A 17,441-nucleotide genomic window follows, 5' to 3' on the forward strand; every position below is an offset into this window, starting at 1 on the left:
TCATTTGTCATTGGTCATTTGTCATCAGTTATTTTTCCTATTCCCGATTTCTCATTCCCATTCCTTTCAATCTACAACTCGAACCCGATCGCCATCTTTGAGATAGCCTGCACCATCAACGACAACGCGATCGCCTAACTGTAACCCACTCTTGATTTCTACGGTGTCGTTATTACCAGGATCTCCTAATTCGACTTTCTGGCTGCTGACTGTATTTTCACTCGATAAGATGAATACAATTACACTTGCGTCAGCTTGGGACTGCACTGCTTTTTGTGGCACTACCATTTTCATCCCTGAGTCAGTAGTAATTGCAGCACTAGCAAACATTCCTGGTTTTAGTAAAGTCGTTGGGGGCAAGTCAATTTTCACTGTCGCCTCCCGCCTTTGATCGTTCAGTTGTGGTTGTATATCTCTGACTCGTCCTTGCGATCGCACCCGGCGATCGACATCAGAAGTAATTTGCACCGATGCGCCAATTTTCACCTGAGTTAGTTGAGTTTCGGGCACCTTCGCCTGAAGTTCTAACTTTTCATCTCGGATAATCGAAAATAGCTTTTGTGTGCCACCAATCACCGTCCCCACCTGGGTTTGCGGCGGTACGCCAGTGACATCACCGACTCTAGCTAGTTTCTCGGCAATTACTCCTGAAACCGGCGCACGTACTACAGTTTGTCCCAATTGAGTTTGCAGTTGTTGCACTTTAGCAGCACTGCTTTTGACATCGGCTTTGGCTTTGTTGACGATCGCTTGGGCGTTATTAATATTAGCTTGGGCACTGCCGATATTAGCCTGGGCACTACGTATATTTTCTTGGGACAGGTTCACAACTTCTATGGCAGTTTTCACAGCGTAAGAACGAGTATCAAGTTCTTGTTTGCTAATCGTCCCAGAGTCAGCGAGTTGTTGATAGCGCTGATAATTTTTGGCTGCTTCCTCCAACCTCGCCTTAGCTTGAGCTAAATCGGCTTGTTTTTGCTGGACTATTGCTTTATTTGATAGCAAATCTGCCTGCTTGGATGCTACATCTGCTTGTTTGGATGCTACATCTGCTTGTTTCGATTCCACATCTGCTTTTGCTTGGCTAATTTGGCTTTGCAGTATGGAACCATCTAACACTGCCAACACTTGCCCTTGTTTGACAAAAGCTCCTTCTTTGACATTTGCGGGGATGCTTTTAATTTGTAAACCGTTTGTTTGCGGTAGTACGGGAATTAAATCACTCGCGGCTACAGTCCCAGTAGTTTTGAGTGTACGGACAACACGGGCGGTTTCTACTGTGGCGATAGTAACTGTCATCGCTGGGTTAACTTTTTGATCCGCTACTGCGCTTTGTTGACGGGATGGAAAACGATTTAATACACTCATTGCAAGTAAGGCGATCGCAATTCCTAAACCAGTACCCAAGAATAATGGCTTCAACCATGCCCTGGTCTGCTTTTGATCTGATTTGCTTAAAAAATTCCTATCTTCAGAGGTTATAGCTTCTTCCACCTCAACTTCTGAAAGACTTTCATCGCTCACAGTTTCACCTCTACTTGCTGTTTATACATACCAAACCTTGGTATTTTCTTAAGAAAACTTGAAGTTTATTTACTTCGATATCAACTATGACGCATTTCATAGTGAATGTCTTTTATCTGCAACAGTATATAATATAACTTTTTAAGTAAGCAAAATTACTACTAAAACATGGTAATAAATTTTATGTAGATTATGATACAAAAAATTCTCTCATCTCATAAAGCTACTCTATGTCACACACCATCTGTATTGAGATCACTGTCAACCCATGCCTAAATATGAAAAACTAATATAGCCGATCTAGATTTATCTAATTAGAGTCGAAAGTATTTATGTACCTTGGTAGACCAGGAAATTATTTTTTATACGTAATCAATTATTTCTCTAAAGCCTTTGTGTTGCCAGGAAGCCGTGTATTCAGGCACAGATAAAGCTAGCGTCTACAGCTACACGTGAGTTACAAAGGAGCAAACTCCATTGCCTGAAATTCCAGCAAGGGTGGCCTTGATTATGGAATTTTGAAATCAATCAAATCAATAAAAAATTGGTATTTACCAGAGTAAGCAGATATGTTCAATGCCACTGAAATTTTAATTGATGCCTTTGTAAATGAAATTCGAGACGGCTATCGCCGCACTTATGGCTGCTTTAAAAATGATTATCAGGATATTATCGCTTGGGCGGGTAACATGGCTTTGGAAAACATTGCTAATAGCGATGCCCTTTACCATAATGTTGAACACACAGTCCTAGTCGCCTTAGTGGGGCAAGAAATTTTACGTGGCAAACATATCAGGGAAGGCGGTGTTTCCAGTGAAGACTGGTTGCATTGTATTATTTCTTTAGTGTGTCACGATATTGGCTACGTTAAAGGGGTTTGTCGGCAAGACCGAGAAACAGCAAACTTATATGCCACAGGTAAAAATGGCAGAATGATTTCTGTAGCTGCTGGTGCTTCTGATGCCAGTCTGACACCTTATCATGTTGATAGAGCCAAGCTTTTCATCGATGAGCGTTTTGGAGGTCACAAATTAATCGATGCTGAGGCAATTAAGAGCAATATTGAATTGACTCGATTTCCCGTACCTGCGGCAGAAGATCATCAAGATACAAGGTGTTTTGCAGGATTAGTCCGGGCTGCTGATTTAATTGGTCAACTAAGTGACCCGCGTTACCTGAAGAAAATTACTTCTTTATTTTACGAGTTTGAAGAAACTGGTGTAAATAAAGTTTTGGGCTATAAAACCCCTGCCGATTTGCGTAACAACTACGCTAAGTTTTACTGGAATGGCGTATATCCCTATATTCAAGAAGGACTGCATTACCTATCATTAACACAACAGGGAAAACAAATTCTTGCAAATCTTTACTCAAACGTGTTTGTTGTGGAACATGAAAAACAACAAGAAGAACAGCAGCGGTATTTAGAGAAGTTAGCAGTTAAGAGTTAGGAGTTAGGAGTAGAGACGCGAGTAACCCTTGTCTGTACAAAAGTTGGGAGTTGAAAATTATTAATCATGAGTTATGAATTAAGATAAAAATTTAATAACTCATAACTCCTAACTTATAACTCCTAACTACTATGGATTGGTGGCGACGACTTAAGAAAAACCCTTTAGCACGATTTGGGGCAATTTTACTGTTAATTTTCTATATAGCAGTAATTGCAGCTGATTTCGTAGCTCCTTATGACCCCTATGCTTCACAGCCTAATGGTTCACTACTGCCACCAACGAAGATACACTGGGTTTCTCAGTCAGGGCAGTTTACCTGGCCTTATGTTTATCCGACAACTCAGGGAGATACGAATTTAGATACAGGCGATCGCCAACTCATTGTAGACTCGAAAAAGCCTTCGCCTCTGCGTCTATTTGTCTCCGGGCCAGAATACCGATTGTTGCAGATGAGTTTGCCACTACCGCCGAAGTGGGATGAAGTCACAATCTTTGGCGGTATCCCCTTAAATTGGCATTTATTTGGCACAACAACTGGCGCAAAGTTAAACATCTTCGGTACTGATGACCAAGGCCGCGACCAATTTAGTCGCTTGCTACATGGCGGTCGCATCAGCATGTTTATTGGGATTTTTGGCATTATCATTACCTATCCCCTTGGTTTGCTCATCGGGGGAATTTCTGGCTATTTCGGCGGTGTGACTGATAGCATCATTATGCGCTTGGCAGAAGTGCTAATGACTTTCCCTAGTATTTATCTTTTGGTGACATTGGGCGCAGTCTTACCAGCTGGTTTAAGTAGTACCCAGCGCTTTTTGCTGATTGTGGTGATTACTTCGGTGATTAGCTGGGCTGGTTTAGCACGGGTGATTCGGGGACAGGTACTATCAATTAAAGAGCGAGAATTTGTCCAAGCCGCACGGGCAATGGGCGCGAACCCAATTTATATCATTATCCGTCATGTTTTACCGCAAACGGCTAGTTATGTAATTATCTCTGCGACTCTTGCAATTCCTAGCTTTATTGGTGCAGAGGCGATATTGAGTCTCATCGGCTTGGGTATTCAACAACCAGACCCCTCTTGGGGAAATATGCTTTCTCTAGCTAGCAATGCTTCAATTTTGGTGTTGCAACCTTGGTTAATCTGGCCGCCGGCTGTGCTGATTATACTCACAGTGCTGGCATTCAACTTACTCGGTGATGGGCTGAGAGATGCACTCGACCCGCGCAGTTTAAGAAGATAAGCCATCAATAATAGCAAATGGGGTCGTCGAAATAACAAATGCGAACCCCAAAGTAACAAATGCGTACTCCGAAATAGCTTTTGCGTACTCCGAAATAGCTTTTGCGTACTCCGAAATAACAAATGCGAACCCCGAAATAGCTTTTGCGAACTCCGAAATAACAAATGCGAACCCTGAAATAGCTTTTGCGTAGGCGTAGCCAGCCGTAGGCATCGCTTGTACTCTATTGCTGTAAAACCCAACGGCGAAAAAGTTCTACCATAATCCGCCAGCTTCCCTGAATTTCCTCAACAACATCATGACGCTTCAGAGTATTCAGCGCTTCCTGTAAATCGGCGTCGTTCATACCTGTAGACTGAGCTAAGGCATCCAGACTTAGCCCTTGTAAGTGAGGTGCAAGCACTTGTAGAATTACCTGTTGACCCTCAGCACCCCGCGCCGCCTGACCCCAAACCCCATCAAAGTAGTAGCGTCCCCGTTTGAAAAACTCAGGGTTATTGACAACTACTTCCACGTCTTCTACTGTGAAAACTGGGTTACGCGATCGCCCTTGCTCAAAAACAAAGTCGTTGTAGCGGCGTACTAGCTGAAAACCCAGCAGTTGTACTAAATATGGTTGACCGTGTGTCAAAGCATAAATTTCATCTAAAGCTTCCGGGATGTAGTCGAGGGGGAAGTCTTCATTACCTGGGTTAGCAAGAATTTGGCGGGTAGCTGCACGTTCTTGAAAACCTACATGAATAGGAATGACGCTGGCAAAGAAGGGTTGAAAATAATCTGCTGTCATCTCTTCTAATGTGTGCAAACCAGCAAAAGCAAAGCCGATTTTAGAACTCATTTGCACCAACCCCCGCAAAAAACCCATAAAGTCGATAGGGATTTTTTTCGCTTCAATTAAATCTTCAATTTTCTCAAACTCGTCTAAGGCAATGATTAACCCACCATCTAGGTTTACTTCAACCTGTTTTAAATAGCGTTCAAAAGTCCGGTAGGGAAGATTTATTAAATCAGCGTCAGTTGGGGGTGGAAGTTTTACAGTTTGAGAAATTTCATCACAAATTGCCATTAGCACCTCACCCACACCTTGGGGGCTATCTCCCAAACGTAGCAAGTTGACATAAGCTAGCTGTATTTGTGAGCCTAGACATTGAGCAGCGTTAACCAGAATAGAAGTTTTGCCCATGCGCCTGTGACCGTAGAGAACTATAGACTGGAGTTGATTACCCATCACCCAGAGTTCTTCTAAGTGTCTGATGACATCTTCTCGCCCAACGAAGAGATGACCTTGAACGGGGTCGCCTACAACATAAGGATTAATCACAGGCTTGGTAATGGAAATTTCTCCCACTTCACCAGCGATTTGTAAAAGGCTTTCTTTCCAAGTTTCAGTGATATCTATGATTAACCCTTGCTCTGCTTGCGGCAAGTTGTCAGCTTGATTTAGGATTTTTGTCAGTTCGCCTAATGCTCGATTGAGAGCTAAAGACCTGGCTGAACGTGAGACGCTGCGATTAACAAACTGGACATCCTCAACAACTCGACGCAAATTAGCAAGCACTTTCCAGGTAACTAGACGTAAAAGCGGTTCTTGGGGAAAAGGAGGAACTTGGATAGCAGCAATAGTGGCTGGTTTTTGAGCTTCATCAAACACCGCTAGAGTTTGGGCAAGGGTGTACATTTCCTCACCGTAAAGTAGAGAACGCACTACTGTAAAAGCCTTTACTGCTTTTGCTGGTTCTTTTTCATGCAGATGCCAGAAACCAGCAGCAGCAGCATGGGCAGGAGTATCTAAGCGAGTGTCTGTGTTAAAACGAGCCTGTAAACCTTTTCCCCAAGAAGGAGGGAAGAAAAAAAACCAGGGGAAAGAGAAAAACTCTTTGATAAACGTTGACTTTAGGGTTTCATCTAGAGAAGCTGAAGCAAAACGTACTAGATTCCAATCAAAAGGATTTGCTGCTAGTCGAGAGACATTCCAAATAAGTTGCTCTGAGGGGATTTTGGCAAGTACTCTATTGACTGCTTGGACAACAGGAATGAATTGTAGCGTATATGCCAGCAGTTCATTAGTATTATGTAAACCTGTTTCCCAATCATTTTGCAACCAATTTTGCAAGCGCCAAACAAGATTAGGAAGGGGAAGTGGAGTGATGTGGGGGAGTAGCCAACTACCATTTCGGATGATTCGCAAGTTTAAAGGTGAGCCAATAAGCCAGGTTTCTGGACGCAGTACCGCCACGCCGAACGCCACACCGAACGCCACACCGAACGCCACGCCTCCTGCCACGCCAAATGCCACGCCAAACGCCACGCCTGCTGCCACGCCAAATGCCACGCCAAACGCCACGCCTGCTGCCACGCCAAATGCCACGCCGAACGCCACGCCGAACGCTACGCCTCCTGTCACGCTTCCTGCCACGCCTCCTGTCATGCTTCCTGCCACGCCTGCTGCCACACCAAACGCCACGCCTACCGCCACACCAAACGCCACGCCGAACGCCACGCCTACTGCCACGCCTACTGCCACGCCGAACGCCACGCCGAACGCCACGCCGAACCAGTTAACGGGAACATTTACAGCCTGAAAAATTAGACCTATAGCTACAGGTGTAATTACTGTTAAAACTAATCCTTGAAAAAGCAACTGACGTTGGATAGCATTTTGACGCAATAACTCCCATCCTTTCCGCCAATTCATTTCCTCTTCAGGAATGTACCCACCACCGAATGCATCCAAATACCACCGCAAAGCCTGGGGAAAGAAAAACACCCAATACAGCAGGCGTAGATAATCCAAAGGATTCCACAGCGAGAGAGAACGCCTCAACTTGGGTGCTAAGTCTAGGCGGGGTAGAGGGATCATTATTCAACCTCCATCATCACCCATGAAGAACCTAACCCCCCAGTCCCAATGAGCGAAGGGGTTGGAGGAGAGATCAAAGCGGTATCATTCATTGCACACCATAATATTGTGAATAAGTTCGATAACACAATTGCATCAGTTTGCGAGGATGTCCGCCACTTTCTTGGATGAGTTGGATGATTTCCTCTTCTGTAAAACTCACAGAAGTTTTGGCTAAACGGCTGGTAATAAAAGCACGCATAGTAGCTTCATCCCAAGGATGAATGTGTTCCTCTTGGCAAATACCTGATAGTGGAGATGTTTTGCCATTATCCTGACTATCGTTAAATAGCTTGTCCAGAGGTTCGTTAGCAGCTAAAATCAACCGCAAAGAAGCATCACGCCCTTCAGCTAAACCGCGCAATTGATCCCTAACTTGGCGAGTAAAGCCGTTTTCGATTAACTTTCCTAAATTATCTATAGCTAATAGCACTTTTTTCTTTTGTAAATTGCGAGTTAGTCTATAGCCTTTGCTTTCAGGAATACCAATTTTATCGCACAAAGCAAAGTAGAATTCATCTTCATCATGAACTCCATTATTTAAATCTAAAAAAACTGGCTTGCGTGGTAACTGCAAATAATTTTCTGCCTGTTGGCAAATCACCCATAACAAAGATGACTTGCCGATTCCTTCTTCTCCTATAAGCGTGACACTACTATTACTGTTAAGTACCTCAAATACCCGTGATATTTCGTGTTCCCTGCCAAAAAACTGTTGTGGGTCTTCTATTCTGCCTGTAAAGGGGATGAAGGGGTTGACTGTGGGAGTTACTTCTCTAATAAGCTCGCTCCAATCTTTTATCGCCTTTCCTGTACTCACTAACAGTTCAGGTTGGTACTTAAAAAATAAAGCAAAAAGTTCACTGCGACTTGAGGGGCGATCGCTTGATTTGCCAGTCGTATCAAATGCTCGGTAAATCCTTTCTACATGCTTTCTAACCGTAGCTTCTTGAATTTCCAATTGGTCAGCAATATCTGAATCTGACTCACCAGCTAAGACGCTTCTCAACACCTTCTCTTGTTGAGGTGTCAGCTTTTTGACTGCTTCAGAGAATTGCTGTTGATCCATAATTCCTCATATTATATTATTTTTTACATTTTTGTGACTATGGATATTGTAAAATTTTCATATTCGTACACAAAAGTATAAAAGTATAGTTTTTTTTTCTAGATTATTACCATGCTAACCTTTACCACAACTGGATTTTAACGTTTTTAAAACAAAATTTTACTATTTACACCGTTTTTGTGACTTTAAAAAGTTGACGTTTCACAATCGTGACCTTATACTGATTCATAAGATACGCAATAGTCACAAAAAGCCATATATAAATGTGGACACAGTGATTAAGTAGTGACTCATAAAAACTTTAGGAGCTAGTCACATGAACGCTTTTACAAAAAAAATCGTACTTGCTCTCATTGCTGCTATCGCTACCATAGCAGCTGCCGGGGTACCTGCCATAATTGAACGTGATAAAAAATCTTCCCCACAACTAAAGCCCTCAGTCATCGCCACTTCTACAACGTGTGATAAAGTTCTCGCTGCTAAAGTATGCGTTAATAATCTTACTATCCAAGTTAATAGCAACGAACTTCAGTATGTGAAAAATCGCGATCGCCTCTTTCTCAAATCTGGAGATACTCTAAGATTATCAAACGTCTATTATTGCATACCATCTCAAACTCTACTCAATAAAGTAGAAGTCAGAGGATATTTATTTAAAAATGGAGTTGAAAGTTATAAAAATGGACTTTTCACTCTTAGTAACTTCCCGATTTATGCTGCTTGTCATAATATTGGTAACTTCCAAAAAACTTGGAAGCTTCAACCAGGACAACACCGAGTTAGCATACACATTATAAAAGACGTTGGCAGCAATAGAATTATTGACGAGAGTTTCTACTTTAACTTGGATGTTGGACAGTAATTTCAGTCTTCTGTTTGAAAGGGAAAGCGAGTAATAGTTTTATGGTTTACAGCGAGTTTAGCTAAAGCAAAACAAGAGAATCTCTAATACCGAATTCGCGGATCTACATAAGCATTTAAAATATCAATCAAAATGCTGGCACTGACAACGATCGCACCAAAAAACACGAGTACTCCCTGGACTGTGGGATAATCGCGATCGGCGATCGCTTGATAAAGTCGATTAGCTAACCCAGGCCAAGAAAATGTTACCTCTGTCAAAATCGCTCCACCCAATAGAGATGCAAAAGTTAATCCCAAGACTGTAATTACTGGAATTAGGGCATTCTTTAAAGCGTGGGAGGCTAAAATCTTATTTTCACCAATACCTCTGGCTCTAGCAGCTTCTACATAATCGGCTTGCAAAGTTTGCTTTAAATTCACTCGCACAATTCGCTCAAAAATCCCACTGAGCAAAATTCCCAAAGTGAGACTTGGTAGAGCCAGATGGTGCAAAGATGCGAAAAACTGGGTAAAATTTCCACCGAGTAAGCTATCAACTGTATACAATCCAGTCACAGTAATGGGAGCGGGAAGATTGGGCGGAAAGCGGTTTGAATTGGGAAACCAACCGAGTTGGACTGAGAAAATCAACTGCAAAAGCATTCCCGCCCAAAACATGGGGAGTGCGTAGGTGATAATCCCAAATAAGCGCCCGCCGACATCAAAATATGTCCCAGGACGAGAAGCCGAAAGAGTTCCAACCGCAATTCCGACGATGAGTGCAACCGCCATACTACATACTGCTAACTCCACCGTCGCTGGGAAATATTGGCCAATGATGTCCCAAACATTCTCTCCCCGACTTAACAAAGAACTTCCCAAATCAAAGCGCAACAAATTTCCCAAATAATTGAGGTACTGTAACCATAGGGGAAGATTTAAACCGAGTTGTTTTCGCAATTCTTCTTTAGCTGCTTCTGGCGCACGTCCACCGAGAATTGCATCTGCTGGATCTCCTGGTGTTGCTCTTAATAAGAGAAATACAATCGTGATGATCGTTAATAGCTGGAGTGGCGCAAGAAGCAACCGAGAAACAATGTAATATTGTAAAGCTTTAGAACGAGACATAAGTAATTTTTAATTCGTAATTCGTAATTCGTAATTCGTAATTCGTAATTCGTAATTTGTGATTCGTAATTCGTAATTCGTAATATTTGGGCTTTTTATCACATTAAATTGTCAAATCTGTGGCTTTTAGCTGTTGGAATTTAAACCTCAAAAAATTAAATTACGAATTACGAATTATCAACTACGAATTATTTTTTAAGTGTCTGGTAAACCAAAATTTGGGTAGGGTTAAGTTTTACGCCATTAACACCATTTCGGGCAAATACATAGTCTTTGTTTTGCCATAAGGGAACGTAAGGTACATCAGTAGTTACTTGCGTTTGAATTTCGTTAAAAATTTTCTGACGCGCTTCGGGGTTTTGTTCTTTGCGTTGCCCGTCAATCAGTTTATTTATAGCTTCGTTATAGTAGAACGATCCCTGAGTTTGACTGCCTCCATCTTCGCATCCTTTAGTAGTTGAACCTTTGTCACAAGATAAAAATGGCTGGACGTAATTATCTGGATCTAAAAAGTCTGGATACCAATCAAGTAAAGCTGCCGGATACAAACCCTTGGCAATGTCTTTAAAGAAGGCAGGCCCTTCCGCTTGGGTAACTTCAAATTGCAGTATTCCATCCATTTTGACATCCACAAGAGATTTGAGTGTCTGTGCTGCCAAACTCCGAGTAGGTGAACTAGAAGGATACCAAACTTGCACTCTTGCAGGATTTTCTTTGGAGAAGCCAGCAGTAGTTAATAATTTTTTAGCTCGCTCGAAGTTAGCATCGCCATATTTATCTTTGAATAATGGCACAGAAACTTTAAATGTTGTGGGAATCATGCTATACAGCGGATCTGCTTGACCAAATAATACTCGCTCGTTTAAAAGTGGACGGTCAATTATGGAGGCGATCGCTTGTCTTACCTCTAATTTATCTAAAGGCTTTTGATTCCGGTTTAATACCAGATAACTTACTACACTACCTTCAGCTGCGATCGCTTGCCAATCCCCTTTTTTACTACCTTCTTCCAAGCTGCGATTTTGATCTGGTTGCAGCGACAGATAAGCTACATCGATTGCACCTGTACGGAAAGCATTAAACAAATTAACCGGACTAGTTTGAATTTGAAGGTTAACACCCTTGTTACCTGGTTTTTCTCCCCAATATTTATCAAACACATCAAATCGGATGGAATCAGTACCATACTGTCCTAATTTGTAAGGGCCAGTCCCCACAAAAATATTCGGCTTGAATTTACCAGCGCCGACTTCGTAAGCTTTTGGCGAAACTGCACACACTCCAGGAAACGCCAACAGTGAAGGAAAAGCTGCAAAGGACTTTTTCAGCTTGATTGTCAACTCATACTCGCTTGTCGGTTTGATCGAATCTACTATATCAGCTAGTAAAAATGAGGGTTTTCCTTTATTTTCAATAAAGCGCTGAATGGTAAAGGCCATTGCTTGAGCGTTAAAGGGAGTCCCATCGTGAAAAACTACTCCCTGACGTAAGGGGATGGTATAAATTAAGCCGTCTTGACTGACTTTGGGTAATGCTGTAGCTAATTGGGGTTTAATTTCGATGCTTCCTGGTTCGTAGGTGTAGAGGCGATCGCTCATATTAAACACCAAACCTAAAGCTGCTAACTCATAAGCATCAGCAGGATCGAGGGTTCTTGGCTTGGCTGTTGTACCGATAGTAATACGACCATCACCTGTAGGGGTATTTACAGAACCAGATGGCGGCGTAGTTGATTGCGGACGAGGAGCGCAACTAACAACTAAAAATAAACATAGACAGAACAAAGATAGGAATTGTGTAATCCGACCCCACCGTTTCACGGACAAGGAAAACCAGGTCATGGCGTTAATATATTTGATATCAGCGGTCAGCAATTTTACTACATTTGTGACTATTATGCTGAATCTTCACAATTTATAGTGGTTCTTGTTGCAATGGAACGCTCTGGAGCTATCTAAATCAAAAATTTGTGGCGGATACTCAAGTTCATAATCAAGTTTATTGCTGTGATGCCTACAACGGGTTACGCCTATGCACTATTTGGTTACAAAAAATCATTGATGAAATACATAATTTTAAATTTAAGATTTATTAAGTATTGAAAAGTTTTTATGTAATTAAAATTTTTAACATTGGTTAAATTTGTCGTAAATTCATAGTTACTAGAAAAATAGGTCTTGTTAAGCTTTGACACTTAGCCCAAGTAGTGTAAGTTGAGATTTCACCTGTTGCTGCTTGGGAATAGACACCGATAAAGGGTTTTTTCGTCAAGATCGGCTGTATTCTCAAAAAGAAGTGTGTTTGAACATCAGCGACTAAAGCGATCGCGATATTGTTAACAGCAGATTGAAAGTCTAATAGTGAGACTAAGACCGTGAAGTATTTCTTTCTATCTGAGGGATGGGCAGTTGCAAGAGTTTGGGCATCTGATGGACTCTGGCAAATAACTGCATGGCGACGCCAACCAGATATTCAGCGAATGAATATTTGTTTAGTCGAAGAAAATGAATTGCTCTGGCTTTATCGAGTTGAAGAAGCCGTTTTAACCGTAGAAGTGAAGCCAACAACACCAGTAATTGGTAGTCAGACCATCGGCCAAGTAGTACTCAAGCGTCTGATGAGCGCCGAACAGGTAATCGAACGTCTGGGTACAGCTGAGGCAAAGTGTCAACTGCAAAATATCCACTTAGTGGTTCAGTAAATATGGGGGACTGGGGATTGGGGATTGGGGATTAGGGATTGGGGATTGGGTAATCAGCTAGCTCAAAAATGATGTTCCGGGTTATTACCTACAGCAAATTTTGGAATATTTTCCCAGTCCCCAGTCCCCAGTCCTCAATCCCTACGTAAAGAAAAGATAAGCAAATTTCATCCTAGACGGGTATTGGTAGCGAAAAAACTTAGAGATGCTACGCGATCGCATCAATTTACACGCTTGCAAACAATTCCATCAATAGTTACACTTTTTAAAACATTCTCATTTTTGCTTGGCGATGGCTACCCTATCATAGGTAAACCTCCCGAAGCGAGTAAGCATTGCCAAAGCACCCACGCTGTCTGACTTCTTAAGACTACGCTGTGGTGATACTCTGGCTCTGGCAATAACAAAAAACAAGTAGAGAGTTTTATGAGTGGCGGTTTTCGTCTCTCATAACCTCAGTAAGAAAATTGCTTTGTAAACTAACTCATCGAGGAGGAGCGTAGTCGATGGGACTACCCTGGTACCGAGTACATACAGTCGTTCTGAATGATCCAGGGCGGCTGATTTCTGTACACCTAATGCACACAGCCTTAGTAGCAGGCTGGGCTGGTTCGATGGCACTCTACGAACTAGCTGTTTTTGATCCTAGTGACCCAGTTCTCAACCCGATGTGGCGTCAAGGGATGTTCGTCCTACCCTTTATGTCACGTTTGGGCGTCACTCAATCTTGGGGTGGTTGGAACGTTACTGGTGGGCCATCAACCGATCCTGGCTTCTGGTCATTTGAAGGCGTTGCTGCCGCTCACATTGTTCTTTCCGGTCTGCTGTTCCTAGCTGCCGTATGGCACTGGGTTTACTGGGATTTGGAACTCTTTAGAGATCCCCGCACTGGTGAACCCGCTTTAGATTTGCCAAAAATGTTTGGTATTCACCTGTTCTTATCTGGTCTACTTTGTTTTGGATTTGGCGCTTTTCATGTCACCGGACTATTTGGGCCGGGGATATGGGTTTCTGACGCTTACGGTATAACTGGCGCTGCCCAGGCAGTAGCACCAGAATGGGGCCCAGATGGTTTTAACCCCTATAACCCTGGTGGTATTGCGGCTCACCACATTGCTGCTGGTGTTGTTGGTATTATTGCAGGCTTATTCCACCTGACAGTTAGACCCCCCGAACGGCTCTACAAAGCCCTACGGATGGGGAACATCGAAACAGTACTTTCTAGTAGTATTGCAGCAGTTTTCTTTGCTGCTTTCGTTGTTGCTGGTACTATGTGGTACGGTAATGCCGCCACGCCCATCGAATTGTTTGGTCCTACCCGCTATCAATGGGATCAACGCTACTTCGGTCAAGAAATTCAGCGCCGCGTCCAAACTAGCGTTGCTGAAGGTGCAACCCTTGAGCAAGCTTGGTCGCAGATTCCTGAAAAATTGGCTTTCTACGATTACGTCGGTAATAGCCCCGCTAAAGGCGGTCTATTCCGTACAGGGCCAATGGTGAAGGGTGATGGCATTGCTCAGTCTTGGCAAGGTCATGCCGTATTCAAAGATTCTGAAGGACGGGAATTGACCGTGCGTCGTCTCCCCAACTTCTTTGAAACCTTCCCAGTGATTTTGACTGATGCAGATGGAATTGTCCGCGCTGACATTCCCTTCCGTCGGGCAGAATCTAAGTATAGCTTCGAGCAATCTGGTGTTACCGTTAGTTTCTACGGTGGCGATCTGAATGGTCAAACCTTTACAGAGCCAGCTGATGTGAAGAAGTACGCCCGTAAGGCTCAAGGCGGTGAAATCTTTGAATTTGACCGGGAAACCTTGAACTCTGATGGTGTATTCCGCACCAGTCCTAGAGGTTGGTTTACCTTTGGACACGCCGTATTTGCTCTCTTGTTCTTCTTTGGTCATCTCTGGCATGGCGCTCGGACAATCTACCGAGACGTATTTGCTGGTGTTGACGCGGATCTTGAAGAGCAAGTTGAGTGGGGTCTATTCCAGAAAGTGGGTGATAAGTCAACCCGCCGGAAAGAAGCCCTTTAATTTCAGTGTTGAGTAAAGAAGTGCTGAGTTCCGAGTTAAGGCTCTGACTCAGCACGGGCTAAACGCCCCGCTTCCGCTAACAGCACTCAGCACTCAGAACTTTAATTACTGGCTGGATAAAGAGGAAATCGTAATATGGAAAGCGTTGCGTACATCTTGATTTTTACTCTGTGTATAGGTACTCTCTTCTTTGCGATCGCATTTCGCGAACCCCCTCGTTTTGAGAAACCAAAAGATAAGTAGATCCTATCCACAGGCTTTTAAGCGGATTTAATCTTAATATCCGTTGCTACTAAGTATGGTGGCAACGGATATTATTGTGTTCGTCCTTTGTTGGTTTTCACTACTAAGTAAATGACAAATCAATTTTAGATTGTGATATAATTTCCAATCTTGGGAGTAGATATGTGTTAATGCTAGCTTTTCTGCGCTAGGATAAAAAAGGATGTTTTGTGTAAGCTGCCATAGTACTGCCTACATAAAGCATCGCGCTTGTCACACCACCTTTACGGAGACTAGAACCAGGAACAAATCAGCATGGTCAATCAGAATTTAACCGCTACAGAAATTGGATTCACTCACGAAGATTTCGCTGCTCTACTTGACAAATACGATTATCATTTTAGCCCTGGCGATGTTGTCCCAGGAACAGTTTTCAGTATAGAGCCGCGCGGCGCTCTGATTGACATTGGTGCTAAAACCGCAGCATATATACCTATACAAGAAATGTCTATTAACCGGGTGGATAGCCCGGAAGAAGTATTACAGTCAAACGAAACGCGCGAATTTTTTATCCTTACCGATGAAAACGAAGATGGTCAACTAACCCTTTCCATTCGCCGTATTGAATATATGCGGGCCTGGGAACGCGTGCGGCAGTTACAAGCAGAAGATGCTACTGTCCGTTCTGGCGTATTTGCAACCAATCGCGGTGGAGCATTAGTACGGATTGAGGGATTACGTGGCTTTATCCCAGGTTCCCACATCAGTACCCGCAAACCTAAAGAAGAATTGGTCGGCGAGGATCTGCCGTTGAAATTCCTAGAAGTGGACGAAGAACGCAATCGCCTCGTTCTATCTCACCGTCGGGCGCTGGTTGAGCGCAAGATGAACCGCCTAGAAGTCGGCGAAGTAGTAATTGGTACTGTTCGTGGTATCAAACCCTACGGTGCTTTCATCGACATTGGCGGCGTCAGTGGTCTACTGCATATTTCTGAGATTTCTCACGAACATATTGATACCCCTCATAGCGTGTTCAATGTCAATGATGAAGTGAAAGTTATGATCATTGATTTGGATGCAGAAAGGGGTCGCATTTCCCTATCTACCAAGCAGCTAGAACCAGAACCCGGCGACATGATTAAAAACCGGGATTTGGTCTACGATAAGGCGGAAGAAATGGCTGCTAAGTATCGCGAACAGCTATTAGCCAAGCAGCAAGGTGCTACTGCTGCGGCTGCACCTGCGGAAGTTCTTGCAGACGAAGATATTCCACCAGCAACAGAGCTTGACGAAGATATTCCACCAGCAACAGAACTTGACGAAGATATTCCAGTTGTTGCGGGAATTGAAACAGAGATTCCAGCAGCAACGGAAATCGAAGAAGAAATTCCAGCAGCTATTGAAGAGTAATAGATTTTTTATAGTTTTACTTGTTTTGAAGTAAGAGTATTAAATCATTTTTATAAAGAGGGAAAAACCCTCTTTTTTTATGTGGAGAATCGGTGAAAGTTAAGAATTGGAAGTAGTAGAAGTTAAATATTATGGCAACCATTAAATGTAAAAATATCACTTTTAGTAATATCCAGGCAATTTTGTTTGATAAAAACGGTACTCTAGAAGATTCAGAAACGTATTTGCGATCGCTAGCACAAAAGGCAGCAAGATTAATAGATGCTCAAATTCCTGGAACTGGGGAACCCCTATTAATGGCATTTGGCATCAATGGCAATTTTCTAGATCCCGCAGGTTTAATATCAGTAGCAAGCCGCCGCGAAACAGAAGTTGCGGCTGCGGCATATATTGCCGAAACAGGAAGAGGATGGTTTGAGTGCTTAAAAATAGCCCGTCAAGCTTTGGATGAAGCGGAAAAATACATTGGAGAAACTCCTTCACCACTGTTTGTAGGTAGCCTAGAAATTTTGAAATACCTGCGGGAGGGTGGTCTAAAACTTGGCATTCTCTCGGCTGCGACAACTGAAGAAGTACGCAATTTTGTAGCCAATCACCAATTAAGTAATTATATCCAGTTGCAAATGGGCGTAGATGAAGGGCCCAGTAAACCAGATCCAGTGCTATTTTTGCAAGCTTGCCAAGCTTTGGGAGTTGAACCGAATGCTACCTTGATGGTGGGTGATGCAGTTGGTGATATGCAAATGGCGCGTAATGCTAAAGCCGCAGGTTGTATTGGTATCACTTGGATAGGTAAGTCAGATAATGTCCGAGGTGCGGATGTGGTGATTAATCAACTTGATGAAATCAAGATTTTAGAGGATTAATTTAATGCGAGTTCGATGAACTCAAAAACGGCATTTGGGGCGTTT

Annotated in this window: 14 protein-coding genes; 8 read left to right on the forward strand and 6 right to left on the reverse strand. The window is 42.9% G+C overall.

Translation table 11 applies throughout. From position 1 onward, the window contains the following. Nucleotides 1–66: 66 nt before the first annotated feature. On the reverse strand, nt 67–1,524 hold the full coding sequence (locus RMZ95_RS05970; protein ID WP_322684957.1) for an efflux RND transporter periplasmic adaptor subunit: 1,458 nt from the start codon (nt 1,522–1,524) through the stop codon (nt 67–69). A 569-nt stretch (nt 1,525–2,093) separates the two neighbouring features. Between RMZ95_RS05970 and RMZ95_RS05975 the strand changes: the two genes are divergently transcribed. Both RMZ95_RS05975 and RMZ95_RS05980 read left to right on the forward strand, forming a co-directional pair. After that, complete coding sequence (locus RMZ95_RS05975) at nt 2,094–2,975, forward strand: Npun_R2479 family HD domain-containing metalloprotein (RefSeq protein WP_322637286.1); 882 nt, start codon at nt 2,094–2,096, stop codon at nt 2,973–2,975. Between the two features lie 131 nt (nt 2,976–3,106). Then, entirely contained in the window at nt 3,107–4,222 is a 1,116-nt protein-coding gene (locus tag RMZ95_RS05980; protein ID WP_322684956.1) for an ABC transporter permease, read from the forward strand. Here the strand turns inward: RMZ95_RS05980 and RMZ95_RS05985 are convergent. The 3 genes from RMZ95_RS05985 to RMZ95_RS05995 form a co-directional block, all read right to left on the reverse strand. Beyond that, complete coding sequence (locus RMZ95_RS05985) at nt 4,211–4,435, reverse strand: hypothetical protein (protein WP_409882165.1); 225 nt, start codon at nt 4,433–4,435, stop codon at nt 4,211–4,213. The two genes, RMZ95_RS05980 and RMZ95_RS05985, sit on opposite strands and share 12 nt — an antisense overlap. A 10-nt stretch (nt 4,436–4,445) precedes the next feature. Beyond that, a complete protein-coding gene (locus RMZ95_RS05990) occupies nt 4,446–7,082 on the reverse strand; it encodes an ATP-binding protein (protein ID WP_322684955.1) in 2,637 nt (878 codons plus the stop codon). Nucleotides 7,083–7,170: 88 nt separating this feature from the next. Continuing rightward, complete coding sequence (locus tag RMZ95_RS05995) at nt 7,171–8,190, reverse strand: LuxR C-terminal-related transcriptional regulator (protein WP_322684954.1); 1,020 nt, start codon at nt 8,188–8,190, stop codon at nt 7,171–7,173. A gap of 316 nt (nt 8,191–8,506) precedes the next feature. Between RMZ95_RS05995 and RMZ95_RS06000 the strand changes: the two genes are divergently transcribed. Next, entirely contained in the window at nt 8,507–9,052 is a 546-nt protein-coding gene (locus RMZ95_RS06000) for a hypothetical protein (protein WP_322684953.1), read from the forward strand. A gap of 83 nt (nt 9,053–9,135) precedes the next feature. Here RMZ95_RS06000 and RMZ95_RS06005 read toward each other — a convergent pair whose 3' ends face one another. Then, the gene (locus RMZ95_RS06005; protein WP_322672922.1) at nt 9,136–10,161 is read right to left on the reverse strand and encodes an ABC transporter permease; all 1,026 of its coding nucleotides are present in this window, start codon (nt 10,159–10,161) and stop codon (nt 9,136–9,138) included. A 188-nt stretch (nt 10,162–10,349) separates the two neighbouring features. Beyond that, nucleotides 10,350–12,002: an ABC transporter substrate-binding protein gene (locus RMZ95_RS06010; RefSeq protein ID WP_322684952.1), complete on the reverse strand. Its 1,653-nt coding sequence runs from the start codon at nt 12,000–12,002 to the stop codon at nt 10,350–10,352. Nucleotides 12,003–12,535: 533 nt separating this feature from the next. On the opposite strand from RMZ95_RS06010, the gene RMZ95_RS06015 reads away from it, so the two are divergent. The 5 genes from RMZ95_RS06015 (at nt 12,536) to RMZ95_RS06035 (ending at nt 17,396) form a co-directional block, all read left to right on the forward strand. Beyond that, entirely contained in the window at nt 12,536–12,862 is a 327-nt protein-coding gene (locus RMZ95_RS06015; protein WP_289795423.1) for a hypothetical protein, read from the forward strand. Between the two features lie 506 nt (nt 12,863–13,368). Beyond that, nucleotides 13,369–14,898, forward strand: coding sequence for a photosystem II chlorophyll-binding protein CP47 (gene psbB / locus RMZ95_RS06020; protein ID WP_322684951.1), 1,530 nt, complete (start codon nt 13,369–13,371; stop codon nt 14,896–14,898). Nucleotides 14,899–15,033: 135 nt separating this feature from the next. Beyond that, the gene (locus RMZ95_RS06025) at nt 15,034–15,141 is read left to right on the forward strand and encodes a photosystem II reaction center protein T (protein WP_084227385.1); all 108 of its coding nucleotides are present in this window, start codon (nt 15,034–15,036) and stop codon (nt 15,139–15,141) included. Nucleotides 15,142–15,435: 294 nt separating this feature from the next. Continuing rightward, a complete protein-coding gene (locus RMZ95_RS06030) occupies nt 15,436–16,530 on the forward strand; it encodes a 30S ribosomal protein S1 (protein WP_322684950.1) in 1,095 nt (364 codons plus the stop codon). A gap of 131 nt (nt 16,531–16,661) precedes the next feature. Next, entirely contained in the window at nt 16,662–17,396 is a 735-nt protein-coding gene (locus tag RMZ95_RS06035) for an HAD family hydrolase (protein ID WP_322672057.1), read from the forward strand. The last annotated feature ends 45 nt before the right edge of the window (nt 17,397–17,441 follow it).

The sequence above is a fragment of the Nostoc sp. DedQUE07 genome, assembly GCF_034530975.2.
Lineage (GTDB): Bacteria > Cyanobacteriota > Cyanobacteriia > Cyanobacteriales > Nostocaceae > Nostoc.

Coding starts and splice junctions, on each gene's coding strand:
- RMZ95_RS05975 (WP_322637286.1), top strand. CDS start 2,094: ATGTTCAATGCCACTGAAATTTTAATTGATGCCTTTGTAAATGAAATT.
- RMZ95_RS05980 (WP_322684956.1), top strand. CDS start 3,107: ATGGATTGGTGGCGACGACTTAAGAAAAACCCTTTAGCACGATTTGGG.
- RMZ95_RS05985 (WP_409882165.1), bottom strand. CDS start 4,435: ATGCCTACGGCTGGCTACGCCTACGCAAAAGCTATTTCAGGGTTCGCA.
- RMZ95_RS05990 (WP_322684955.1), bottom strand. CDS start 7,082: ATGATCCCTCTACCCCGCCTAGACTTAGCACCCAAGTTGAGGCGTTCT.
- RMZ95_RS05995 (WP_322684954.1), bottom strand. CDS start 8,190: ATGGATCAACAGCAATTCTCTGAAGCAGTCAAAAAGCTGACACCTCAA.
- RMZ95_RS06000 (WP_322684953.1), top strand. CDS start 8,507: ATGAACGCTTTTACAAAAAAAATCGTACTTGCTCTCATTGCTGCTATC.
- RMZ95_RS06005 (WP_322672922.1), bottom strand. CDS start 10,161: ATGTCTCGTTCTAAAGCTTTACAATATTACATTGTTTCTCGGTTGCTT.
- RMZ95_RS06010 (WP_322684952.1), bottom strand. CDS start 12,002: ATGACCTGGTTTTCCTTGTCCGTGAAACGGTGGGGTCGGATTACACAA.
- psbB (WP_322684951.1), top strand. CDS start 13,369: ATGGGACTACCCTGGTACCGAGTACATACAGTCGTTCTGAATGATCCA.
- RMZ95_RS06025 (WP_084227385.1), top strand. CDS start 15,034: ATGGAAAGCGTTGCGTACATCTTGATTTTTACTCTGTGTATAGGTACT.
- RMZ95_RS06030 (WP_322684950.1), top strand. CDS start 15,436: ATGGTCAATCAGAATTTAACCGCTACAGAAATTGGATTCACTCACGAA.
- RMZ95_RS06035 (WP_322672057.1), top strand. CDS start 16,662: ATGGCAACCATTAAATGTAAAAATATCACTTTTAGTAATATCCAGGCA.